The 23,707-nt window shown below is 37.4% G+C and carries 19 protein-coding genes and 1 other annotated feature; of the genes, 2 read left to right on the plus strand and 17 right to left on the minus strand.

The window, feature by feature from the left end:
* Window positions 1-552: 552 nt before the first annotated feature.
* From trxA to ACEN36_RS05270, 5 genes are all read right to left on the minus strand, one after another.
* On the minus strand, window positions 553-864 hold the full coding sequence (gene trxA, locus ACEN36_RS05250; protein ID WP_407095627.1) for a thioredoxin: 312 nt from the start codon (window positions 862-864) through the stop codon (window positions 553-555).
* Window positions 865-974: 110 nt separating this feature from the next.
* Window positions 975-3,341, minus strand: coding sequence for an endonuclease MutS2 (locus ACEN36_RS05255; RefSeq protein WP_407126111.1), 2,367 nt, complete (start codon window positions 3,339-3,341; stop codon window positions 975-977).
* Between the two features lie 123 nt (window positions 3,342-3,464).
* Window positions 3,465-4,013: a CvpA family protein gene (locus tag ACEN36_RS05260; protein ID WP_407095625.1), complete on the minus strand. Its 549-nt coding sequence runs from the start codon at window positions 4,011-4,013 to the stop codon at window positions 3,465-3,467.
* A gap of 17 nt (window positions 4,014-4,030) precedes the next feature.
* On the minus strand, window positions 4,031-4,327 hold the full coding sequence (locus ACEN36_RS05265) for a cell division protein ZapA (protein ID WP_407095624.1): 297 nt from the start codon (window positions 4,325-4,327) through the stop codon (window positions 4,031-4,033).
* 162 nt (window positions 4,328-4,489) lie between these two features.
* Complete coding sequence (locus ACEN36_RS05270; protein WP_407126112.1) at window positions 4,490-5,962, minus strand: helix-turn-helix domain-containing protein; 1,473 nt, start codon at window positions 5,960-5,962, stop codon at window positions 4,490-4,492.
* Between the two features lie 816 nt (window positions 5,963-6,778).
* On the opposite strand from ACEN36_RS05270, the gene rnhC reads away from it, so the two are divergent.
* Window positions 6,779-7,708 (plus strand): ribonuclease HIII, encoded by a 930-nt coding sequence (gene rnhC, locus ACEN36_RS05275; RefSeq protein WP_407095622.1) that lies wholly within the window; start codon window positions 6,779-6,781, stop codon window positions 7,706-7,708.
* A gap of 48 nt (window positions 7,709-7,756) precedes the next feature.
* On the opposite strand, the gene pheT is transcribed toward rnhC, so the two are convergent.
* The 12 genes from pheT to pepV form a co-directional block, all read right to left on the minus strand.
* Window positions 7,757-10,174 carry a phenylalanine--tRNA ligase subunit beta gene (pheT, locus tag ACEN36_RS05280; RefSeq protein WP_407095621.1) on the minus strand — a complete coding sequence of 806 codons (2,418 nt, stop codon included), beginning with the start codon at window positions 10,172-10,174 and terminating at the stop codon, window positions 7,757-7,759.
* A gap of 4 nt (window positions 10,175-10,178) precedes the next feature.
* Complete coding sequence (pheS, locus tag ACEN36_RS05285; protein WP_407095620.1) at window positions 10,179-11,225, minus strand: phenylalanine--tRNA ligase subunit alpha; 1,047 nt, start codon at window positions 11,223-11,225, stop codon at window positions 10,179-10,181.
* A gap of 55 nt (window positions 11,226-11,280) precedes the next feature.
* Window positions 11,281-11,509: a binding site (T-box leader), on the minus strand.
* 63 nt (window positions 11,510-11,572) lie between these two features.
* Complete coding sequence (locus ACEN36_RS05290) at window positions 11,573-11,944, minus strand: winged helix-turn-helix transcriptional regulator (protein WP_407095619.1); 372 nt, start codon at window positions 11,942-11,944, stop codon at window positions 11,573-11,575.
* A gap of 131 nt (window positions 11,945-12,075) precedes the next feature.
* Window positions 12,076-12,624 (minus strand): HD domain-containing protein, encoded by a 549-nt coding sequence (locus ACEN36_RS05295; RefSeq protein WP_407095618.1) that lies wholly within the window; start codon window positions 12,622-12,624, stop codon window positions 12,076-12,078.
* Window positions 12,625-12,960: 336 nt separating this feature from the next.
* Complete coding sequence (locus tag ACEN36_RS05300; RefSeq protein ID WP_407095617.1) at window positions 12,961-13,713, minus strand: TrmH family RNA methyltransferase; 753 nt, start codon at window positions 13,711-13,713, stop codon at window positions 12,961-12,963.
* 113 nt (window positions 13,714-13,826) lie between these two features.
* Window positions 13,827-15,215, minus strand: coding sequence for a peptidoglycan DD-metalloendopeptidase family protein (locus ACEN36_RS05305; protein ID WP_407095616.1), 1,389 nt, complete (start codon window positions 15,213-15,215; stop codon window positions 13,827-13,829).
* Between the two features lie 516 nt (window positions 15,216-15,731).
* Window positions 15,732-17,186, minus strand: coding sequence for an aminomethyl-transferring glycine dehydrogenase subunit GcvPB (gene gcvPB / locus ACEN36_RS05310; protein WP_407102773.1), 1,455 nt, complete (start codon window positions 17,184-17,186; stop codon window positions 15,732-15,734).
* The gene (gene gcvPA / locus ACEN36_RS05315) at window positions 17,179-18,531 is read right to left on the minus strand and encodes an aminomethyl-transferring glycine dehydrogenase subunit GcvPA (protein WP_407095614.1); all 1,353 of its coding nucleotides are present in this window, start codon (window positions 18,529-18,531) and stop codon (window positions 17,179-17,181) included. Before gcvPA ends, gcvPB begins: the two co-directional genes overlap by 8 nt.
* Before the next feature lies 1 nt (window position 18,532).
* Entirely contained in the window at window positions 18,533-18,940 is a 408-nt protein-coding gene (gcvH, locus tag ACEN36_RS05320; protein ID WP_407095613.1) for a glycine cleavage system protein GcvH, read from the minus strand.
* 28 nt (window positions 18,941-18,968) lie between these two features.
* Window positions 18,969-20,081, minus strand: coding sequence for a glycine cleavage system aminomethyltransferase GcvT (gene gcvT / locus ACEN36_RS05325; RefSeq protein WP_407095611.1), 1,113 nt, complete (start codon window positions 20,079-20,081; stop codon window positions 18,969-18,971).
* A gap of 253 nt (window positions 20,082-20,334) precedes the next feature.
* Window positions 20,335-21,120, minus strand: a complete 786-nt coding sequence (locus ACEN36_RS05330) for an SDR family oxidoreductase (RefSeq protein ID WP_407095610.1) — start codon at window positions 21,118-21,120, stop codon at window positions 20,335-20,337.
* 112 nt (window positions 21,121-21,232) lie between these two features.
* Window positions 21,233-22,633 carry a dipeptidase PepV gene (pepV, locus tag ACEN36_RS05335; RefSeq protein WP_407103179.1) on the minus strand — a complete coding sequence of 467 codons (1,401 nt, stop codon included), beginning with the start codon at window positions 22,631-22,633 and terminating at the stop codon, window positions 21,233-21,235.
* Window positions 22,634-22,812: 179 nt separating this feature from the next.
* Here pepV and ACEN36_RS05340 point away from each other — a divergent pair, with 179 nt between their 5' ends.
* A complete protein-coding gene (locus ACEN36_RS05340; protein WP_407095606.1) occupies window positions 22,813-23,640 on the plus strand; it encodes an NAD(P)H-hydrate dehydratase in 828 nt (275 codons plus the stop codon).
* Window positions 23,641-23,707: the final 67 nt, after the last annotated feature.

Genomic DNA, 23,707 nt, shown 5'->3' on the forward strand with positions numbered 1-23,707 from the left:
CAAGGAAACTTGCTCCTTGATGTTCAAATACCATTCTTCATCAAGGCAGTTTGCTCCTTGATGTTCAAACACCATTCTTCATCAAGGCAGTTTGCTCCTTGATGTTCAAACACCATTCTTCATCAAGGCAGTTTGCTCCTTGATGTTCAAACACCATTCTTCATCAAGGCAGTTTGCTCCTTGATGTTCAAACACTATTCTTCATCAAGGAAACTTCTTCCTTGATGTTCAAACACCATTCTTCATCAAGGCAGTTTGCTCCTTGATGTTCAAATACTATTCTTCATCAAGGCAGTTTGCTCCTTGATGTCCAAACACCATTTTTCATCAAGGAAACTTCTTCCTTGATGTTCAACGCTCATTCTTCATCATCATGGTTTACTTCTAGGTACTCTACGCCCCAAATGGATGAATAAACACGAGTTTTGAGTATCAACTCATAAAACTATGAATTATTCAGAACCGACATCACATATTGTAGAACCAAAATAACTTGCTTAAAAGCTAAGAAAAAGAAGCTAGGTTCTATACCTAACTTCCTTCAAAAATCGTTTATTTGTGTTTTTCCAACACTTCTTCAATTTGCTCTTTGCTGTGGTAGCCGATCAATTTATCTACTACTTCGCCATTTTTTTTCACTAGTAATGTTGGGATACTCATAATTCCAAATGAAGCTGGAATTTGAGGGTTTGCGTCTACGTCCATTTTAACAAATTTTACTTCATCGCCGATTTCTTCGTCTAATTCATCTAAGACTGGAGATTGCATACGGCATGGCCCACACCAAGTTGCCCAAAAATCTGTTACTGATAAGCCATCTTTTGTTTCTGTTTCAAAAGTTGCATCTGTTACTGCTTGTACCATAGTTGAATTCCTCCTATAAATTTCCTTACTACATTCACTTAACTTATAAATAGTAAGTTCTAGTTATTCATATTATAACAAACTCTAAAATAAATTTCTACCCTTATGCTCTAATTTTTGAATTCTACAATTGTTGCACCATTTCCACCTTGATTGGCGGGAGCATAACTAAATCCTTTAACCGATGGATGCCGTTTTAAGGCCTCTGTTACACCTTTACGCAATGCTCCGGTGCCTTTCCCGTGGACGATGGTTACTTGCGGGTAATTAGCTAATAGCGCCGAATCCAAGTATTGATCCATTCGGGCTAATGCATTTTCATATCGTTCGCCTCGCAGATCCAATTGAGGAGATACATGACTTTGACTAGCTGATTTTAAGGAGGTCATTTTACGAGCCGGTTCTTTTTCAGGAGCTGTCAATACTAGATCACTTTCATCTAGTTTCATCTTCAACATCCCCATTTGAACAACCCATTGTTTATCGCCAGCTTTTTCAACGATCGTTCCTTTTTGTCCGAATGATTGAACTTTAACGTCATCTCCTTGTTTCAAGGATTGTTTAGCCTTTTCTTTTTTCAAGACTTTGTTCTTGGCTAGTGCTTCTTCGTGTTTTAAATTTGCTAAACGAGTCTTCGCATCAATAAATTCATGTTCTTTTACAGAACCGTCAAATCCGCTTTCCACTTGTTTATTACGCAAGTCAGCAATGACTTTTTCAGCTTCTTCTTGTGCTTCTTCAATGGTTTGATTGGCTTTAAGTCTAGCTTTCTTCACTAATTCATCTCGCTCGTGCCAAAAGTCTTGAACAGCAGTTTTTAGATCTTGTAATAAAGCATCGGCTTCATCGACGTGTTCTCTTACTTCTTGGTATTCCATTTCTGTCATCTTACGGGTATTTTCTAGATCAGCAATCATTTCATTCAGGTTTTGCGTTTCTCCATCAATTAAGTGACGAGCATTTTGAATGATGTCTGGACTCAGACCCAATCGCTTAGAAATCTCAAAAGCATTACTTCTACCAGGAACACCAAACAGCAAACGATATGTTGGACTCAATGTATCTACATCAAATTCCATACTCGCATTGATCGTTTTAGCATGGTTGTATCCATAAACTTTTAATTCCGGATAATGAGAGGTTACCATAACAGAGCTGCCAATTGAACCAATTTGATCTAAAATCGCAATGGCTAAAGCTGCTCCTTCTTGTGGATCCGTCCCAGCGCCTAGTTCGTCTAAAATAATCAAACTCTTATCGTCCATTTTTCTCAATATCGAAACGATATTCGTCATATGAGAAGAAAAAGTACTTAAACTTTGTTCAATGGATTGCTCGTCGCCAATATCCGCGAATACTTCATGAAAAATACCGATTTGACTTTCTTCAGCTGCAGGAATTTGTAACCCTGACTGCCCCATTAATTGAAGTAACCCTAAAGTTTTCAAAATAACGGTCTTCCCACCAGTATTCGGACCGGTAATAACGACAGCTTGATACTCACCCCCAATAAAGATATCATTTGCTACTACAGCATCTTGATCCAACAAAGGATGGCGTGCACTGTATAACTTCACTTCATTTTCTGAATGAATCTCTGGTCTGACTGCCTGGATACTTTTCGCATAACTTGCTTTAGCACCAATAAAGTCTAGCTGAGCAAGCAACTGCATATTATTAGTGATTTCCTTACTGTATGGTGCAATCTCATTAGATAATTCCGCTAAGATGCGATCTACTTCATGTCTTTCTTCAATTTGCAATTGTCGCAAACGGTTGTTTAATTCCACCACTGCTTTCGGCTCAATAAACAAGGTCTGTCCTGTTGAACTTTGATCGTGCACGACACCACCAAAATATCCTCGGTATTCTTGCTTCACAGGAACTACATATCGGTCATTTCGAATAGTAATCAAGGCATCACTTAAGTACTTGGCACTTTTTCCCCGAATAACCGATTCTAATTTTTCACGAACTGCATTCTCCCCTTTTTTGATTCCCGTTCGAATGCCTCTTAGAGCAGTACTAGCATCATCCAAAACATGTCCATCTTCATTCACTGTAGAGCGAATACGTTGATTTAACCGCGGTGTAGTAACAAATTGTTGTGTGATGTCATACAACCGATAAAATTCAATTCCCGTTTCTTCCAAATCATCAAAAAAACGGCGGATCTCAGTCGTTGTCGTTAATATTTTTCCTATTTGGGAAATTTCTACACCGTTCAAGGAAGCACCAATATCCAATCTTTTCAGATGAGGTCGAACATTCTCCAATCTGGGTATCGGCATCCTTCCGCGTAACCGTTCAATCTGCACACCATCAGCTGTTTCATCTTGCCATTGCTGCACCGCTTCCAAAGATTGGGAAGGTTTCAAGTCTAATACTAATTCTTTTCCCAGACTAGAAGATGCATGAAAAGCTAATTCTTGAATGATTTTTTGAAATTCTAATGTTTTTAATATTTTTTGATTCATGTTTTCACCTCGTTTAAGCTGTTTCTTCTCATTTTGTTCAAAAACAGTCATCCATACGCCAAGAAATCGTTTCTGCTGTATCGAAGAAACGATTTCTTTTTTTCTATCAAATTAGACATCCTATTAAATGATAGTACTTACCCACCAATTGTAAATCTGGTTGGATAGTGCTGGTGTATTCTCCACGATCATTCTCGCTAAAGCACTATTGGCAAATTGTTCTTGGATAAAATCAATAGGAAGCATCGTTAGAACGAACAATACTAAAAAGATACCTACATAAGAAACAATTCCACTCAATACAGCCCCGCCGATTGAATTTGCCTGTTTAACGATAGGCAGGAATTTAACCCCTTGAGCTAAACCACCTATAAAACGTGTTAATAACCAGCCAATAAATAAAATCAGCAAGAAAGATATCCCATGATAAAAGGCCTCATCCAATTGTAATCCTAATGCGCTATTGTAAAACACAAAAGAATCGTTGAGTGACGCTGATGGATAAGGAATCATCAATTGCAAATATTCGCTTAATGCTAGGTAATATTTTCCAGCAAAATAATAAGAGGCTAGAAAACCTAACGAAAGAATCAATTGTAATACCAAACCTCTTCTTGCTCCGCTATATATACCAATCAATAAAAAAACAATGATTCCAATGGTCATCCACATACTTTTTGCTCACCCTTTTATTGTTCGTTCAATTCTTTTTGTTGAACAGTCTCTATTTGTTGTTTAAGAAGTTGCATTTCTTCTTCCATACTCTGCATTTTGATCTGCATCTCGATTTGATCTGAAACCGCATTAACAGCTGCCAACACAGCTCTTCGCTCCGGATCTAATCCTTTAGTTAATTGTTCGATTTGCTTTAATTGTTCATCCAGTGTTTTTTCCACGACTTGCAGATGTTTTACCGAGCGTGCCCCGATAATGGTATACTCTTTGCCTGCTATCGTTGCTTTATACCGTATTTTATCTTTAGACACTGCACACCCTCCTAGTTAAGCACATTTCATTTTATTTTAACATGAAATGAATGTAAAATGTAGGTTTTTGAAAAAAAACCAGGAATTGAAGCATAGCGCTTCTTCCTGGTAATTGAACTTACTATATTTTTGGATTCTAAACGATACAAAGGGGCAATAAATTTATTCACCAGAGTCTAATCGCTTCTGAGCAAAAATCATTTCGATATAGTCTTTTAGCTGGCTCCAATTGCGGTTGTTCGGAGAGTAGGTAACACCGATAACTGGTATGTCTTCGTCTAGTTGCAGTTTGATTTCTGCTACCTCATGATCAGTGACGATTAGTTCGATTCCATCTTCAGGAAAATTTTCCTCGGTTAAAAGAAAACTTTTGAATGTATAAGGGAACCGCACATCAATTATTTCTTTTAAATATCTCTCATGATATAGTCCAAATTGAGAGAGAATAAGCGTATTGATTCTCCTGCGTTTTTTCAAAATTTCAGATGTCAAATTTTCCCAAGTAGAAATGAGAATATAGAAAAAATCAGTAGTATCCGATAAAACGACTCTTCCCCATTTTGTATCTTTAGACTTATGCAGTAACCTTTGGGCTGTTCCCAAAAAACAATCATAAGTCCCTTCATTATTTAAAACACTAAGTTTATTATTACCTACCAGCGAATAGTTTAGTCCTTTAAACTCTAGTTTATAAATATATTGACTAAAGAGACGGTTCTTAAGCTCCTGTTTATTTACTAAAAAAACAGACGCTTCTTTAGATAGCGCTTCCAAAAAAAACTCAATATCATTGTACACACCCAATAATTCAGGGTTAGTTTGTATTGCTTCCTGTTTAAAATTTAAGTAACGGCTTTCCAAAAAAAAGCTGATCATCGTGACATCTGCTATAGTTATCTCAAATGGCAAATGATAGGTAGATTCAAACATAAAGTCTTTTATCCGTTTTGATATAGGAATCATAGTTTGAAAATTTTCTTCGACATGGTATCCTTGCGACAAACGCTCAAAGTAAAGAATAAGCCAAAGAGTGATTTTACTGATCAAAGTAACCGATAGAGAAAGATCCATTTTTTCTTTAAATGCTTTGACCAATTCATAAGCTTCTTTTCTATAGGCGTAATCTAACTTTAGAAAAGAACTTCCGTATTCTTCCCAGAACAATACCCCATAAAAAAATAAAATGTGTTTTTCGCTTCCGCTTATACGAATCGGCTTCTGTTGAATGTCTAGATTATACTTCTTTAGAACAGCTCTTACTTGTTCAATACTTCTTTTAATAGAAGACGTACTCGTATAAAGCGCATCAGCATATTCTTCTAAAGTATGACAAGACTCAGAAAAGAGTAGATTGATAAACTGGACATTTAAACATTCGTGCATAATTTGTTGATAAAAGCTGTCCATATAAAAAGTATCTTGCACAATTAAACGAACACCATTTTGTTTGGAGGTTTCAAAATCTAATTCATTTGAAAAAGAAAGTCGAAAATAGTTGATGTCAGACTTTACTGTACTTTCGGAGCAAGAAAGTTGTTCAGCAATCTTTTCAATTTTCCGCCAATCTTTATTTTGAATCAGACATTCAATCAAATTGAGCCTTCTTAAACTACTTGAATCTAATAATTCACGCAAGATGCTCACCTCATTCAATTAAGTTAAGTTAAGTTACGTTAGATTTAACATTATTATACCATAACGTGTCTAATTGTAGGTTCAGTTTTCTAACTTCCTAACACAAAAAAACTGCTTATGAGGATAAGCAGTTTTTTTGTGCATAAGATGATGACGTAGAGCGAGGTAGTTTGTCTGCTTCTCCTAGAAAGGAAGCGAAGAGAGGCGTTTGGTTCTTCTGTTGTCTTTTTTATCCTTTGAGATTTTGATAAGTAAAAAAATACTTCCTTAAAGTTGCTATTCATTACTGACTAATTTGTGACAAAAATAAGGCAGCAGAACAACTATTTTAAAGAACTTTACTCTTCAAGAATCAAAATAGATGTTTTTATCATATATGATATTTTTAAACGAATATTTAAAAGTTTTTTTTATATTTATTAAGTCCAATGAATTTACGAGTGGCACAGTGCAGGGCAATTGACAGAGAGTATTGTAGGTAAGAAACCTTTACTTGCAATTCGTCACCCCTTTGCTATATATTAAGTTCACTTTAACAAAAAAACATGAACTTTACTTTTCATTTTGTATACTTTGAAAAGTATATTTTGACCGTTATTTTATCTCCATCTATTTGACATTTGATAAAAAATTTATTTCCATTAAATACTTGTGTCATATGTGATAATTTTTCATCTTAAATAAAAAACTATTTTTGGGTTCTGTCTCGTAAAATAAACTTTTTCTTGTACAGCCTGTTATACTATTAAAAGAAACATTTGGACAACAAACGATTAGTTGTCTTTGAAAAGAAATTTTTATGAAATGAGTGGTAGGATGTCTAACGAAGTGCTTTTAGTATCTAAAACGACACTAAATGAAATGAAAGAATATTACAAAAGTTATTTAAAGCCAAATACACCTCCAGGTAGTCTCTTTGCTGCTAAAAAAGGAGCGGTCAACATTACGGCATACAAATCTGGAAAAGTGTTGTTTCAAGGAAACAACTCTACTAATGAGGTAACGATTTGGAAAGCTAAAGGAGAAATCACCAAGAAGAAACCTAAAGTAAAAAGCGTTGACTCTTCTTTGCCTAACGGCTTTAGTGACTGGTCTGTTTTAGGTAGTGATGAGGTAGGAACCGGCAGCTATTTCGGACCATTGACGGTCGTTGCAGCTTATGTCGATCGCTCTCAGTTTGAACTATTGAGAGAATTGGGCGTGCGTGATTCTAAGGAAATGACGGATAAAGAAATTTGTCGTGTGGCAAAAGATTTGGTTACTTTCTTACCATATAGTTTACTGAATGTAATGCCAGAAAAGTACAATCATATTCAACCAACAATGACTCAAGGAAAAATGAAAGCCGTACTGCATAATCAAGCTTTGCATCACGTGTTAACTAAAATTGCACCTATTACACCTGAAGCGATTTTAATTGATCAGTTCGAACTGCCGACAACTTACTTTAAACACATTCAAGATCAAACTGTCCAAGTAAAAGAAAATGTTTATTTTCAAACAAAAGGCGAAAGTCATCATTTAGCAGTAGCTGCGGCTTCCATCATTGCTCGTTATGCTTTTTTAACTGGTTTAGAGGACCTGACAAAAGAAGCTGGTACAAAAATCCCATCGGGAGCCGGATCCAATGTGGATTTAGTCGCTGCAAAATTATTAAAACGCGGCGGTGTGTCTTTATTGAACAAATATGTTAAACTTCATTTTGCCAATACTGAAAAAGCTAAAAAAATTGCAGGATACAAATAAAATAAAACTAGTAGAACATCCAAAATGGACATTCTACTAGTTTTGTTTTTAGCGTATTTCTGCGTTTAGTTGTTTTGCTAAAGCTGTTTTCACTTCTTCAAAAGCTTTTGTGACTTCTTCTTCCACTAAAGTTGCTTCAGGATTTAGATAAGCTAATGTATAAGCCATTGATTTTTTACCCGTTGCAATATGTTCCCCTTGGTAAAGATCGAACAAACGAACGTGTTGCAAGTATTTTCCGCCTTTTTCCACAATAACATCTGCAATTTGTTGGTTTGTAGTTGTTTCATCCACTAATAACGCAACATCTCTTGTCATACCAGGGTATTTAGGAATCGAACGATAAATTGTCGGTTCTTTTTCTGCTTCAATAACAGCATCAAAATTGATTTCAAAAGCATAAGTCTCATTCAAATCTAGTTCATTTGCTGTTACTGGATGAATTTGACCCATAAAACCAATTTCTTTGCCTTCTAAAGTAATAGCAGCCGTACGACCCGGATGCATCTCAGTGTAATTAGCCTCTTGTACATAATCTATTTTGCCCACTAGTCCATAAGTTAAAAGCAACTCTTCTAGAATTCCTTTAAGAACATAGAAATCAACTTTTTGCCCTTCTTCTTGCCAATCCGTTGCAAGCATTGAGCCAGTCAATACACCGGCTAAATGTTCTTGCTCATGCGGCAATACTTGGCCTGCTTCATGATAGAACACACGACCAGTCTCAAACAAGGCTACATGGTTGTTATTGTGAGATAAATTATATTGGACATCATCCAACAAACCGCTTAACAGATTCATTCTTAATGTGCTGCGTTCTTCACTCATCGGCATGTCCAGTTGTGTAGCTTCGCTTTCACGCATCATAAAGCGGCTCGCTTTTTCTGGAGTCGTCAATACATAACTAATGGCCTGCGTTAAACCAGATCCTTCTAAAAAGCGTCTGGTATGACGAACTAAGCGTTGTTTTGTAGACAATCCACCAGGAATAGACTCTGTTTTTGGAAGTGTAGAAGGTAGATTATCGTACCCATAGATTCGAGCGATTTCTTCAATCAAATCAGCCTCGATATGAATGTCCCAACGTCTAGGTGGTACTACGACTTCAACGTTGTCTGCCGAGATCGTTACGCTAAAATCGAGTTGTTGGAAAATAGCTTCTACATCTTCAGCAGAAATTTCAGTCCCCAATGAACGATTGATTTTAGTTAACGTAGTAGTCACAACAGCAGCATTTACCTCTACTGTATCTACCGCTGACACGCCAGAAACAACTGTTCCTTCTCCTAATTCTGCCATTAAAGCAGCAGCGTGTTCACTAGCTTGTTGCAACGTTGCCAAGTTGATCCCTTTTTCAAAACGTGAACTGGATTCACTACGTAAATTCAATTCTTTAGCCGTTTTACGGATCGAGATGGGTTCAAATAAAGCCGCTTCTAAAGCTACTGTAACCGTATCGTCTGTAATGTGAGAATCTAGTCCGCCCATCACTCCGGCTAAAGCTACTGGTTTTTCACCATTCGTGATCACAATGTTAGCTGGAGTCAATTTGCGTTCTTCTTCATCTAACGTCACTAATATTTCGTCTTGTTTTGCACGACGAACTAAAATTTCTTTTGATTTTAACTGATCATAGTCAAAAGCATGTAGCGGTTGACCGTATTCCAATAAAATATAGTTTGTGATATCGACAATATTATTTAATGGACGAATACCTGCATTCATTAATTTCGTTTGCAACCACATAGGACTTTCTTTTACTTTTACGTCTTTGATGACTCGAATCGAATAAATTGGCGCATCCTCTTTATTTTCAATCGCTACTGATAGATAATCTTCAGCTTTTTCTGACGCGTCTTCTTTCAATTCTATCGTTTCAAATACAGGTTTTTGATTGTAAACAGCTCCAACTTCGTGAGCAACACCGCGCATACTTAGTGCATCTGCTCTGTTTGCTGTAACAGCCAAATCAAGAATAGCATCATCCATAGCTAAATAAGAGAAAACTTCTTCTCCGGGAACAGCTTCTTCGGGTAAAACATAGATACCGTCTGCGTATTTTTTGGGAATCACTTTGTCTGAGTATCCTAATTCTTCTAGAGAACATACCATACCATTTGAAACTTCTCCGCGCATTTTACTTTTTTTGATTTTTTTATTGCCTGTAATACGTGATCCAGGCAAAGCCACGATAATTTTTTGCCCAGCCTCAATATTTGGTGCGCCACAAACAATTTGCGAAAGCTCTTCTTCTCCAATATCAACTTGGCAAATATGCAAGTGATCTGAATCAGGATGATCCACTACAGATACTGCATGTCCAACCACGATTTTTTTCAATCCTTCTTGAGGAACGGTCACGTCTTCTACTTCAATTCCAGTACGACTTAACTTATCCGCTAAATTTTCCGGAGTAATCGATTCTAAATTCAAATATTCTGCTAACCATTTATAAGATACGTTCATGTGTCTACTCCTTTACCTTGAATTGATTTAAGAAACGCAAATCATTTTGATAAAAATGACGAATGTCGTCAATTCCATATTTCAGCATAGCTACGCGCTCTGGACCAAGACCAAAAGCAAAACCACTGTATACAGAAGAATCAATTCCTGACATCTCCAACACGTTAGGGTGTACCATCCCGCCACCTAAAATTTCGATCCAACCAGTGTGTTTACATACATTACAGCCGTCTCCTCCACATTTGAAGCAGCTGACATCAACTTCAACAGAAGGTTCTGTAAACGGGAAGTAACTTGGACGCAAACGGATCTCACGATCAGCACCAAATAATTTCTTCGCAAAAAGATCTAATGTTCCTTTCAAATCAGCCATACTGACTTGTTCTGAAACAACTAGTCCTTCAATTTGATGAAATTGGTGAGAGTGAGTCGCATCATCACTGTCTCGACGGAATACTTTCCCAGGACTGACCATTTTTAAGGGTCCATTTGAAAAATCATGTTTATCCATTGTACGAGCTTGTACAGGGGAAGTGTGTGTTCTAAGCAATACTTCATCCGTAATATAGAATGTATCTTGCATGTCTCGAGCTGGATGGTCTTTAGGCAAGTTCATTCGTTCAAAGTTGTAATTGTCTTCTTCAACTTCTGGTCCTTCAATAACTTGATACCCCATGCTAATAAACAAATCTTCGATTTCTTCCATGATTTGTGTCAATACATGGCTTTGTCCTTTAGCAACTTGCTTTCCAGGTAAAGTCACATCGATCGTTTCTTCAAGCAGAGCTTGATGAATCGCTTCTGTTTCTAAAATCGTTTTGCGTTCTTCAATAGCCCCTTGAATAGCATCACGGACCACATTAGCTAAAGCACCTACTATTGGGCGTTCTGAAGGATCAAGATCCTTCATACCTCTGAGTACTTCTGTAATAGGACCTTTTTTACCAAGATACGCTACGCGAACTTGATCTAAAGACTTTAAATCAGCAGCTGATTCAACCTTGTTTAACACTTCAAGTTGCAGCGTTTCAAGTTTCGTTTTTAATTCCATTTTTCTACTCCTATCCAATTATCATTTTTGAACACACAAAAAGCCCCATCCCTATAAAAGGGACGAGGCTTAGATTCGCGGTACCACCCTAGTTTAAGTCAAATAGACTTACACTCAATTGCATAACGGCGCATACCGGAACTTTTTTCATTACGTTAGTGTAAATTCCAAAGTCAACTCAGGAAGTGAACTTCATTCGACTGTTTTTACAAATGCTTCCAGCCAACGGCATTTGCTCTCTTAAAAAAACTGTTCAAATTACTCTTTTCCGTCATCGTTTCTGTGAACTATTCAATTCTCATTTAGTTTAACCGAATCCAAGTGAATCCGTCAAGCTTATTTAGGGGTTATTTGCATTCTTCGGGAGCGATCCATTGATCTGCCCAAAGCTGAACTTCATTCATAACGCCTCTAAAAGCAGTTCCTTTTTCCGTCAATGTATATGCAACACGCATTGTAGCATCTGGATCAACCGTACGCATAACGATGCCTTCTTTTTCCAATTCTTTTAAGCGTTCTACTAATACTCGATCACTTACTTCTGGAATAGCTGAAGCAATATCTTTAAAACGGCGAGGTCCATCTAGTAATACATCGATGATAAGGCCTATCCATTTTTTCCCTAAAAATGAAAAAGTCCGTTCAAATTTAGGACAAATCATTTTCTGTTTAGACTCGCAGATTACAGTATTTTGATTTTCTTTTTTAACAGTTATCATCTTATTTCACCTCTTTTTCCTATAGTATAGCACATTTCATTATTAAAAGTAAGTAGATTTCCGTCAATTTGACTATTTCTCATTAAAAAAACCCACTTAATTATCTCATTAAATGGGGGAACGAACCTACTTTATTGAGATACATTTACTGGTTTCAAGCGCGTCCAAACATTTTTAGCTTTATGTCGTAAATTGGTTTTAAGCAGCTGTGGCAAAGGAGTTAACACTTCTTTGGTCGCACAATACTTATCTACTATTGTTACTACATAACTTTCTTTGAACTTAGGTAACTGACGTATGCAAGCAGGAGATGCCAACCACATATGTTTTACAATAATATCGCACTCTAGGTCGGTTAATTCTGTCAATAATTGAGCATTTTTCAGAGCCACATGGGGATGGTAAGAGGCATGTGAATACCCTGAATAGCTTGAAGCAAAGGTTTCTCGATCTTCATGGAAAAAGTCATGAAGCAAACCTGCACGTGCTATAGCTCGACAATTTAAATTCAATCTTTTAGCAATTTTGTAACTCGTATAAGAGACACTGATTGAATGTTCTAATCTCGTTGAAAAATGATGATGTGTTATGGTCTTTAAACTTTGTACTTCTTCGCATTGAATTAAGTCTTCAATTAAAGCCACATAATCAGAATCTAATTTCCAGCTAGCCTGTGTCATTCAAGAACTTCCTTTATCAAATTAGTATGATGCTTTATTTATGTTGTGTCTTATCATACAGCGTTTAAGTATAAAATAAAAGCGTATTTCATTGAATTCATCATTTCTTACTATAGACTTAACATTTTTGTCATAATCTGTATCAAGTTTACCTCAGCTTTTGAATCATTAGCAGTCTCTCTTTTTTTTTAGAACTGCACGAGGCACTCCACATTGCTACTGAGCTTGCTTTGTGAAACAAAGCTTAGCGAATTGGTACAAAGCGAATGCAATGAGACTTTGCCTCAGTTTATAGTTTCTATTTTCTGGCCGTATCTACCAAGCGGCCTCCGCAGCTTATAAGCTGAACATTAGAATTCCGGCTGCTACTGCTACGTTTAGAGATTCTGCTTGTCCAGTGATAGGGATGTATAGATTTTTGGTAGTTTGTTTTAATAGTTCTTTATCCATACCGTTTCCTTCATTTCCCATCACAAGACCATAAATCTCGGGAGCATTGATTTCACGGTAAGAAGCTGCATCTTCGTTCAGCTCTGTTCCGTAAATCGGGAAATGATGAGATTTAAACAAGACAAACCACTCATTCAAATCACCTTCGTAGACCGGAAAATGAAAATGTCCTCCTTGAGTTGAACGCAACACCTTACTATTGTATAAATCTACCGTACCTTTTCCTAATACTACTCCTCCATAACCTGCAGCATCAGCTGTTCGGATCATCGTACCAACATTTCCAGGATCTTGAACATTATCTAAAAGTAAATAAGGTTTTGTAAAATTTGCTGGCGTACCAGGCATTTCTTTTTCAACAATAGCAAATACGCCCTGTGGTGATTCAGTATCACTTAAATAATCCACTATTTCTTTTGAAATCATGACTACCTTCTCTTGGGGATATTTTTCAAATAGTGTCTCTTTTACTTGTTCAGATACTAAAAATTCTTGGATAGGAGCATTGTGCTCCATCGCTTCTGCTATTAGATGGAAGCCTTCAATCAAATAAACTCCTGTTAATTCTCTTCCTTTTTTTGTATGGAGCTTTTTCCATTTTTTCACTCGATCATTCTTCTTAGATAAAATTCTTTCCATTTTATAAATACCTCTCTTCATTTGCATAGAGTTAGTGTACTAAAAAAAGGTGTGGAACAAAAGTCCCACACCAATTATTCTATTTATTTTTGTTGTACTTTACGTTCTATAAATTACATTCCAAGATATGGTGCTGGATCTGTACGTACTCCATTTTTGTATACTTCAAAATGTAAATGGATTCCTGTTGATCCACCAGAAGTACCCATAGTTCCTACTTGTTGTCCTTGAGAAACTTTTTGTCCAACACTTACACGTAAACTACCTGGTTGCATATGTGCATACAGCGTTTCAATTCCATTACCGTGGTCAATTTTCACGTACCAGCCCCATGAACTATGGTACTGAGCTCTCACTACTGTACCACCTTTTGAAGCTACGATTGGGCCACCGCCGCCAAAGTCCATTCCGCCATGTAATTTATTGACATGTTCGATCGGGTGGAAACGATATCCGTAGGGAGAAGTTGTGTATCCATTAGACGGACGAATGAAGCCAGAACTTGATGTTGTAGAACTTGAACTAGATGAAGAAGAACTACTTGAACTAGACGAGCTGCTTGATTCGCTTGAAGAACTGCTTGAGCTAGATGAACTACTTGATGTAGTAGCCACTTTGCTTGCTTCAGCTTCTTTTGCTGCTGCAGCTGCTTCTTCAGCCGCTTTACGTTCTCTGGCCTCTAATTCTTGACGTTCTTTTTCTTCACGAGCTTTTTGCTCAGCAATGATACGATCTTGTTCAGCTTTCATTTCTACACTTAAAGTACTTGTTTTAGCTGCGATAACTTCTTGCTCTTTCACAAAAGCATTTTTTTGTTCTTCAGTCATATCATAATTAGCAGCTACTTGGATAATTTTTTTATCCAACTCATCTTTTTGAGCCACTAACGTATTGCGGTTCATTTCAATTTCACCTTTTAGTGTTTCGATAGCGACACGTTCGGCTTCAGCTTCAGCTTCTTTAGCTTCTAAGGCTTTTTGATCTTCAATTTGAGCTACAACGATTTCTTGGTTGGCATCTACTAATTCGTTGACCACTCCAACGCGGCCTAACAAATCTGAAAGACTTTCAGCAGAAATAACGATGTCTAACAAATTAGCAGAGTTTCCATCTGTTTGTACTGCTCTAGCTTGGTTATCAATTTTTTCTTGTCTTTGTGCAATCAATACTTTTAATTCTTCAATTTCTTTTTGCAATTGTGCAACTTTTTCTTCTGCTGCTTTCAATTTCTTTTCTTGTTCATTTAATTCACGAACAACTTGATCGATATCTTTTTGTAAATTAACGACATCAGTTTCTAAAGCAGACTTTTCCTCTGCTAAAGTTTTTAAAGTTTCTTCTTGTACGTTGATGTTGTTTTGGATATTTTGATTTTCTTGTTCTAACTGTTCTTTTTCTTGACGCATGTCTTCTAAAGTATCAGCCGCTGCTTCAGTCGGCATAACCAATGGACTGACTAACATAGATGCTGCAAGTAAACCAGTAAGTAATTTCTTTTTCAATTTATTTCCTCCATATGATCAATTCGCTTTTAGTAAAATTCAGTTGTGTTATATTTAGTAAATTTTTTATTGTTTTTTCGCTAAGAAAAATATAGCACACAAAAAAACATTCTAAGATTTTAGTTGTGTAACAAAACGCAAGCAATATTACAGAATGATTACCGCAAACGTTTTCGTCGTATTCTACTCCTCCTAAACGTCTATCTAACAGTAATTGTTCAAATTTCATTCAATTTTACTTTTGTATTTTAAAGCGTTTTCAAATACGTTCGTTTTACTGATTTATCAAGACTAAACTTGTTATTTATTAAAGAAATCTTTAGAATTCAGTTGTTATTTTGTAAAAGTTTTAACTAAAAATAAGACAAAAAGTGTTCAAACATTACGTTATGTATTTTAATCAAAATCTCATTTAATTTCTTTCTTCTAAAAAAAAACCTGTTTTTTTCTACTTTCATAAAACTAGTCTTAAAAAAACCACTCATTTTGAGTGGTTTTTTTAGGACTAGTTTTTTTCTATTCATACCGAACAACAGGTTTTCTTGCAGCAGTTACTTCATCTAATCTTTTTACAGATGTATGATGAGGTGCTTCTGTAACTAATTCAGGCGTCTCATTTACTTCTTTAGCGATTTGAATCATTGCATCTGCAAATTTATCTAAGGTTTCTTTTGATTCCGTTTCTGTTGGTTCGATCATTAAACACTCTTCTACAATCAAAGGGAAATAAATCGTTGGTGCATAATATCCAAAGTCCAGCAATCGTTTAGCAATATCTAATGTACGAACGCCTAATTTCTTTTGTCGATTCCCAGATAATACAAATTCATGTTTGCATACTTGCTTGTAAGGAGAATCATAATAAGGCTCTAGGCGCTTGCGCAAATAATTTGCGTGAAGTACGGCACTTTCGGAAGCTTTTCTTAATCCACTGGCTCCCATGGTACGTATATACGTGTAGGCGCGTACGTTGACACCAAAATTGCCAAAATAGCCTTTGATTCTACCAATAGATAATGGATAGTCTGAGTTTAATTCGAATCCATTAGTTGTTTTTTCAATTCTCGGAACAGGCAGATAAGATTCTAAATAAGCTTTTACACCTACTGGACCCGATCCTGGACCGCCTCCTCCATGAGGTGTACTGAACGATTTGTGCAAGTTTAAATGAACAATATCGAATCCCATAGCACCAGGTGATGTAATTCCCATGATGGCATTCAAATTAGCGCCGTCGTAGTACAGTAATCCGCCCACTTCATGAACAATATCTGCTATTTCAAGAATATCTTTTTCGAAAATACCTAAAGTATTCGGATTGGTCAGCATCAATCCAGCTGTATCCTCTCCGACTTCTTTTTTCAAGGCAGTCAGATCAACTGTTCCATCATCATTTGAAGGAATCTCCACGACATCAAAACCTGCGATTACAGCACTTGCTGGATTGGTCCCATGAGCTGAATCAGGAACAAGTATTTTTCGTCGTTTGTCCAGATCGCCAGTTTTTTCATGATAGGCTTTAATGATCATCAGACCTGCCCACTCACCTTGTGCGCCTGCTGCTGGTTGCAAGGAAATAGCATCCATGCCAGATACGACTTTTAAATCTTCTTGGAGTTCGTACATCAATTGGAAAGCACCTTGAAGAGTTCTAGTCGGCTGAAGAGGATGGATAGAGGCAAATCCACTATAACGAGCAACATCTTCATTGATTTTCGGATTGTATTTCATCGTACATGAGCCAAGTGGATAAAAGCCATTGTCTATACCGAAGTTTTTATTAGACAGAGCCGTATAATGTCTCATCAATTGAGGCTCTGAAATTTCCGGCAATTCGGCAGCTTCCTCACGCAAAAAGTTTTTTGAGAACTTTTCTGCTAACGAAATAAGCGGAACATCACTTTTTGGCAAACTATAAGCTGTTCTTCCTGGTTGACTGATTTCAAATAAGATATCCGTGTAATCATTCATGAGTTAATTCCTCCAGTACAGAAACCAAATCATCGATCTCTTCTTTGGTTCGTTGATCGGTCACACAAAGAAGCATCGTATTCTCCATTTCATAATCAGGTTCCAAGTCATAACCGCCAATAATCCCTTTATCCAAAAGCAAGCTGTTTACTTCTGAAACAGGACGGTTTAATTTCACTGCAAATTCATTGAAGAAAGGAGATTGGTTATAAATGCTAAAGCCTTTATTTTTTAATTGGTTCGCTAAGTAATCAGCTTTGTCCACATTTAATTGCGCCATTTCTTGGATTCCCTCTTTACCTAAAGCAGCCATACACACTGCTGAAGCCAAGGCATTTAAAGCTTGATTGGAACTCATATTCGAAGTCGCTTTTTCACGACGAATGTGTTGCTCACGCGTCTGTAAGGTCATGACAAATCCACGTTTGCCTTCGTTATCCGTGGTTTGTCCGATAATCCGACCCGGAATTTTGCGCAGATGTTTTTTGTTTACAGTAAAATAACCGCAATGTGGTCCGCCAGCTGACATAGTCAATCCTAATGGCTGCATATCTCCTACCACGATATCTGCACCTAATTTCCCAGGAGCTTCCAATACTCCTAAAGCTAATGGATTAGCCATTACAATGAAAAGGGCTTTTTGAGCAGCTGCCAGTTCTTTTATAGCTTTCAAGTCTTCCACAGAGCCTAAAAAATTCGGGTATTGAACAACAACTGCTGCCGTATGCTCATCAATCTTTTCTCTTAGATAAGTAAGATCTGTAACGTCTTTCTTCAATGGAAGTTCTACTAGTTCAAATTCTCGGCCTTTTGAGATGGCTTCTAAAACTTCTCTCCCTTGAGGATGAACTCCTTTAGAGACCAGAATTTTAGAACGTTTTGTAGTGGTTACGGCCAAATTGGCTGCTTCTCCTAAAGAAGTAAACCCATCGTATAAGGAAGAATTAGCAGCTTCCATACCCGTCAATTCTGTGATCATCGTTTGAAACTCAAATATAGCTTGTAATTCTCCTTGACTGACCTCGGGCTGATATGGAGTATAAGCCGTATAAAATTCAGAACGAGAGATAACATGGTCTACTACACTAGGAATGTAGTGATCGTACGTTCCTGCTCCTAAAAAAACAGCCGCATCATCTGTACTGACATTTTTAGCTGCTAGTTGACGCATGTGAGTCGTTAAAGCCGATTCTGAAAGAGTCTCGGGAAGAGTGAACTCTTCTCTCAACCGAATAGTTTCTGGAATATCTTGAAACAACTCTTCAATAGAATGAATTTCCAACGTTTCCATCATTTCAGCTGTGTCTTGCTCCGTATCTGGTAGATAGCGAAATTCATTTGTCACATTATTGACCTTCTTCCTCTTTTAATTCCTTCACATAAGCTTCATAAGCTTCTTGATTCATCAATTGAGTCAATTCATCTGCATCCTCAACTTGAATTTCTGCTAACCAGCCATTTTCATATGGTGATTCATTCACCAATTCAGGACTGTCTTCTAATTCGTCATTCACCTTAATGATCGTTCCCGTTAGAGGCGTAAAAATCTCCGAAGCTGATTTTACAGACTCCACAGTAGCGATTTCTTCTTCGACTGAAACAGCAGAATCTAATTCGGGAACTTCTACAAAAACGATATCTCCTAATTGTTCTGTAGCATATTGGGTAATTCCCATCCGAGCAATATTGCCTTCAAGAACTAGTACCCATTCGTGGTCTTTTGTAAAATACAAATTATTTTGATTGTTTGTCATGTTGCAACTTCCTTCCTTGTATAAAGTTTTATGGTCGTTTGTAAAAAGGTGTAGCGATGATTTGAGCAGCGATTTTTTTCTTTCTCACCCCAACATACACTGTAGTTTCTAGTGCAGTATAATCATTTTGGATCAAAACTAACCCAATACTTTTCTTTAAAGTCGGTGATTTAGTCCCTGATGTGACGACCCCAATTTCTGTTCCGTCTTCTGAGTAAACAGGATAACCTTCACGTGCAATACCTTTGTCCAAAAGCTCAATTCCTCTGATTCTTCTCTTCAAGCCTTCACTACGCTGAGCAGCTAATTTTTCTTGACCGATAAAAGAAGCCGTTTTCTTCGTTTTCACAGCAAATCCAATCCCACCCTCTAAAGGAGTGATGTCATCAGATAATTCGTGTCCGTATAAAGACAAGCCTGCTTCTAATCTTAACGTATCCCTTGCACCAAGTCCGCATGGTCTAAGTCCGTATTCTGCACCGACTTTCAACAAAGAGTCCCATAGTTTTTCGATTTGATTCGCTGCTGTGTACAACTCAAAGCCATCTTCACCAGTGTATCCTGTTCTGGCTATCAGAATGTTGGAAATGTCGGCCACCTTTTCACTTGGTAGAAAGTGATACGATTGAATCGTACTCAAGTCTGCCGTTGTTAATTTACTCAGAATCGTTTCAGCTGTCGGCCCTTGAAGCGCCAGCAGCCCCATTTTGGCAGAAAGATCTTTGAGAGAGACATTGTCTTCTAAGTGTTGATGCATCCATTCCCATACTTTATCTTTGTTTGCCGCATTGGGTGTCATAAGATATTTTTCCTCAGACAGCTTGAAGATGATCAAGTCATCAATAGTCCCTCCGTCTGGATGGCATATTGCGTTGTATTGAGCTTGATTTATCTGGATAGAAGCTACATTATTGGTCAGTAAATGATTCAAGCAAGCTGTCGCATGTGTTCCTTCAATCAAGATTTCTCCCATATGAGACACGTCAAATAATCCAGCTTTTGTACGTACGGCTTCGTGTTCTTCTATAATACCGGTGAATTGAACTGGAAGCGACCAACCACCAAAGTCGATTAATTTTACGTTATTTTTTTTATAATAGTCATATAACGGTGTTTTATTTAAATTAGATTGCTCCGACATTTTATTCCCCCTAACTTTCTGATCACACTTTTTTATTCCTTATCTACATTATAAAAGATTCCGCTACCATTGTCTTTCTTTATTCAAGAAATAATTTTTCGAGAGTGGAGCAAAGTGTATAGCTCGTCGGTTACGAGAAGGGTCCCACTAGTTAGATGCTTTTCCTGTCAGTTTGAATTCAGCTGAAATTTTTTTATTACTGCACAAAAAAAGCTGAGATAATCGTTCTACCTCAGTCTTTTCTTTTTTACTATTAAAGTGCTTTTACCATCCCGCCGTCCACTAAAATAGATTGTCCAGTAACATAAGTATTCGCTCCAGAAACTAAAAATACAGCTGCTTTGGCAAATTCTTCTGGTTTTCCGTAGCGACCGATGGGAATTTCTTTTTCCGATTGTGCGGTGACTTCTTCTAATGACATTCCTTTTGCGTCAGCTTTTCTTTGGTCCATCACTTGAATTCTGTCCGTAGCTATTCTCCCAGGCCCAATCGTATTGACCATGATATGATCAGGCGCCAACTCTACTGCTAATGATTTGCTTAACCCATTGATACCGTTACGAAAAGTATTCGATAATATTAAATCTGGAATAACTGATTTAATAGAAGAACTCGCCACATTTAAGATTTTTCCGCCATTTTCTTTTAAATCTGGCAACACTTCTCGAATCAAGCGAATGTAACTCAATAAATTCAATTCGAATGCGTTTACCCAATCTTCATCCTCAAAATCCGTAAAGTTTCCAGAAGGAGGTCCTCCCGCATTATTGATTAAGATATCAATTTTTCCAAATTGAGTCTTGGTTTCTTGCACTAATGCTCTGATATCTTCTGGTTTGGTAATATCAGCTGGAAAATACGCTACTTTACTTGCAGCTTCAGCTTGAATTTCTTCTGCCGCTTGTTGTAAAGTTTCTTCTGTTCTACTAGTCAACATCACGTTGGCACCTTCTTTAGCCAATTCCTTGGCGATGGCTTTTCCCAATCCTTTACTTGAAGCTACTACAAGTGCAACTTTATTGGTTAATTCTAAATCCATTCTTCTCCCCCTCATATTCAATAATGAAAAACGTTTGGACAAATTATACCATTAATCGATATAAAACAAATAAGATTGAGACTAAGTCCCAACCCTATCTTATTTATTATTTTTATTTAATGAGCGTATAAATTGCTTCAGCATAAATTGCCATGGCTTTCATCAAGTCATCGACAGCCATAAACTCATTTGCTTGGTGCATCGTGTCGACACTGTCAGGGAACATGGCTCCATAAGCTACTCCACGTTTCATTAAACGACCGTATGTTCCACCACCGATAGATTGTTCTTTAGCTTCTAATCCAGTGTGTTTAGCATAGACATCCAGTAACGTTTTTACTAATGGATCATCAGCTGGTACGTAGTGTGGTTCTTTAACTCCGCCACGACTAAGCGTAACGCCATATTCAGCTAGTTTACTATCTAATTGGATTTCGATCGCTTCCACATTCATTCCGCGTGGGTAACGGAAATTCAATGCAATAACTCCTCCATTTTCAGGAGTAAACGTGAATACACCTGCATTCATCGTTAAATCGCCCATTATGTCATCTGCAAAGTTCAAGCCTAATTTTTCGGCTCTTGAATCTTCGTGAATGTATTCTGCAATGATTTGAAGGTAGTTTTGAGCATCTCCGCCGAAGCTAAAGTTGCTTAGGAATGTTGCCAAATAAGTTCCGCCGTTGACTCCACCACGGGGCTCCATTCCATGAGCTGATTTCCCAACGACTTCAATCGTTACTTTGTCGCCATCCACCCCTACAGTTCCTGTAATAGGTGCTGATTCTACATAATCGTAAAAAGCTTTTTCAATTACATCTGCTTCTTCACTGGTAAATACAGCTGCTGCATCACGAGGAACCATATTTTCACGTAAACCGGCATCAAAGCTAAGCAGCGTATTTTTGCCGCCTTCGTTGTTTCCTTTCGTATTTACATACAAGGAAACATTTCCTTTTTCACCGTTGATGATCGGGAAGTTAGCATCAGGAGAAAAACCAAAGTCTGGTTCTTTTTCTACTGATAAATAGTGGTCCATACATTGCCAGCCGCTTTCCTCATCTGTACCAATAATGAAACGTATTTTTTTAGAAATCGGCAGATTCATTTCCTTGATCATTTTGATGGCATAGTATGCGGCCATACCTGGTCCTTTGTCATCACTTGAACCGCGTGCATAAATTTTCCCATCTATGATTACAGGCTCAAAAGGATCTGTGTCCCAACCATTTCCAGGAGGAACTACATCAACGTGAGCTAACACACCCATCATTTCGTCGCCTTCACCGTATTCAAGATGACCAGCTATGTTTCCAGTATTTTTAGAGATGAAACCATCTTTTTCACCCAATGCTAAAAAGGCTTCTAAGGCTTCTTTAGGACCAGGACCTACTGGTGCATCTTTTGATGCTTTGCTGTCATCGCGAACGCTGTCGATTTTCAACAGCATGAACAAATCTTTTAAGAAGTCGTCTTTGCGAGCTTCAGCTTCTTTTTTCCAATCAATTGCCATGTCAAAACTCTCCCCTCTTCATTAACACTTCCATTCTATCACTTTTGATGTCAGTTACCAATGTAGGGCTGAACTTTTTTCGCTTCTATTTGTATAACTTTGGCTTAATATTGTATAACTTTGGCTTAATATTCTTTTAAAACTTATAATGAAGGAGAATAGAGAAAGGAGTTAAGCAAATGAATTCTATTACAGAAGAGATCGTAACATCAACTTTAATCAAACGGTCAGAAGATAGTTATAAAGGGACTTATGGAAAAGTCTTGGTCATCGGTGGAAATGAAGATATGGGTGGAGCCGCCATCTTAACAGCTAGTGCAGCTGTTTATAGTGGTGCCGGCTTGGTCACCGTAGCCACAGCTAAAGCGAATCACGTTTCCTTGCATGCTCGTCTTCCAGAAGCGATGGTCGTGGATAGCGCTGATTTGAAAAAAGTAACTGAGCAAGTAGAAACAGTAGATGTCATTGTTATTGGTCCCGGTCTTGGTTTATCTCAAGAAGCATTGGATATCTTAACTACTGTGTTTTCTAGTGTATCCCAAGACCAGTACATCGTTATTGATGGCAGTGCTATTAGCCTTATAGCAAAATATGATATCCCTTATCCAAAAACACAAGCTATTTATACTCCTCATGTGGGAGAATGGAAAAAAATGACTGGATTGTCTCAAGCTGAACAAGAAGACGAAGCTAACGCGATTCAACAGAAAAAAATTGGCGGGACGATCGTACTCAAATCGAACCGCACAAAAGTTTACTTTAATGATGCATTCTGGAAAAATACTGCAGGAAACCCAGCTATGGCTACTGGCGGGATGGGAGATACCTTAGCAGGTATGATCGCTGGATTTGTGGCTCAATTTGACGATAAAGAAAAAGCCATTCTAGCAGCTGTGTTCTTGCATAGTGAAATAGGAGATACACTTGCAGAAAAACAATATGTAGTTCTTCCTTCACAAATTATCGAGAATATCCCTTATATGATGAAACAATATTCACAAAAATAAGAATGGACTAAAATAAGGTTCTACAATGACTGACGAAAGTTTACACAACTCAAGTCAAATAGATAAA

This window comes from Desemzia sp. FAM 23989, assembly GCF_045528345.1.
Taxonomy (GTDB): domain Bacteria; phylum Bacillota; class Bacilli; order Lactobacillales; family Carnobacteriaceae; genus Desemzia.

Excerpts from the sequence above, each read along its gene's own strand:
- gcvH (WP_407095613.1), bottom strand. The coding sequence starts at position 18,940 with ATGACAAACAATCAAAATAATTTGTATTTTACAAAAGACCACGAATGG.
- pepV (WP_407103179.1), bottom strand. The coding sequence starts at position 22,633 with ATGGCAATTGATTGGAAAAAAGAAGCTGAAGCTCGCAAAGACGACTTC.
- ACEN36_RS05290 (WP_407095619.1), bottom strand. The coding sequence starts at position 11,944 with ATGATAACTGTTAAAAAAGAAAATCAAAATACTGTAATCTGCGAGTCT.
- ACEN36_RS05300 (WP_407095617.1), bottom strand. The coding sequence starts at position 13,713 with ATGGAAAGAATTTTATCTAAGAAGAATGATCGAGTGAAAAAATGGAAA.
- ACEN36_RS05340 (WP_407095606.1), top strand. The coding sequence starts at position 22,813 with ATGAATTCTATTACAGAAGAGATCGTAACATCAACTTTAATCAAACGG.
- pheT (WP_407095621.1), bottom strand. The coding sequence starts at position 10,174 with ATGAACGTATCTTATAAATGGTTAGCAGAATATTTGAATTTAGAATCG.
- ACEN36_RS05260 (WP_407095625.1), bottom strand. The coding sequence starts at position 4,013 with ATGTGGATGACCATTGGAATCATTGTTTTTTTATTGATTGGTATATAT.
- trxA (WP_407095627.1), bottom strand. The coding sequence starts at position 864 with ATGGTACAAGCAGTAACAGATGCAACTTTTGAAACAGAAACAAAAGAT.
- ACEN36_RS05330 (WP_407095610.1), bottom strand. The coding sequence starts at position 21,120 with ATGGATTTAGAATTAACCAATAAAGTTGCACTTGTAGTAGCTTCAAGT.
- rnhC (WP_407095622.1), top strand. The coding sequence starts at position 6,779 with ATGTCTAACGAAGTGCTTTTAGTATCTAAAACGACACTAAATGAAATG.
- ACEN36_RS05255 (WP_407126111.1), bottom strand. The coding sequence starts at position 3,341 with ATGAATCAAAAAATATTAAAAACATTAGAATTTCAAAAAATCATTCAA.
- gcvPB (WP_407102773.1), bottom strand. The coding sequence starts at position 17,186 with ATGAATGATTACACGGATATCTTATTTGAAATCAGTCAACCAGGAAGA.
- ACEN36_RS05295 (WP_407095618.1), bottom strand. The coding sequence starts at position 12,624 with ATGACACAGGCTAGCTGGAAATTAGATTCTGATTATGTGGCTTTAATT.
- pheS (WP_407095620.1), bottom strand. The coding sequence starts at position 11,225 with ATGGAATTAAAAACGAAACTTGAAACGCTGCAACTTGAAGTGTTAAAC.
- gcvT (WP_407095611.1), bottom strand. The coding sequence starts at position 20,081 with ATGTCGGAGCAATCTAATTTAAATAAAACACCGTTATATGACTATTAT.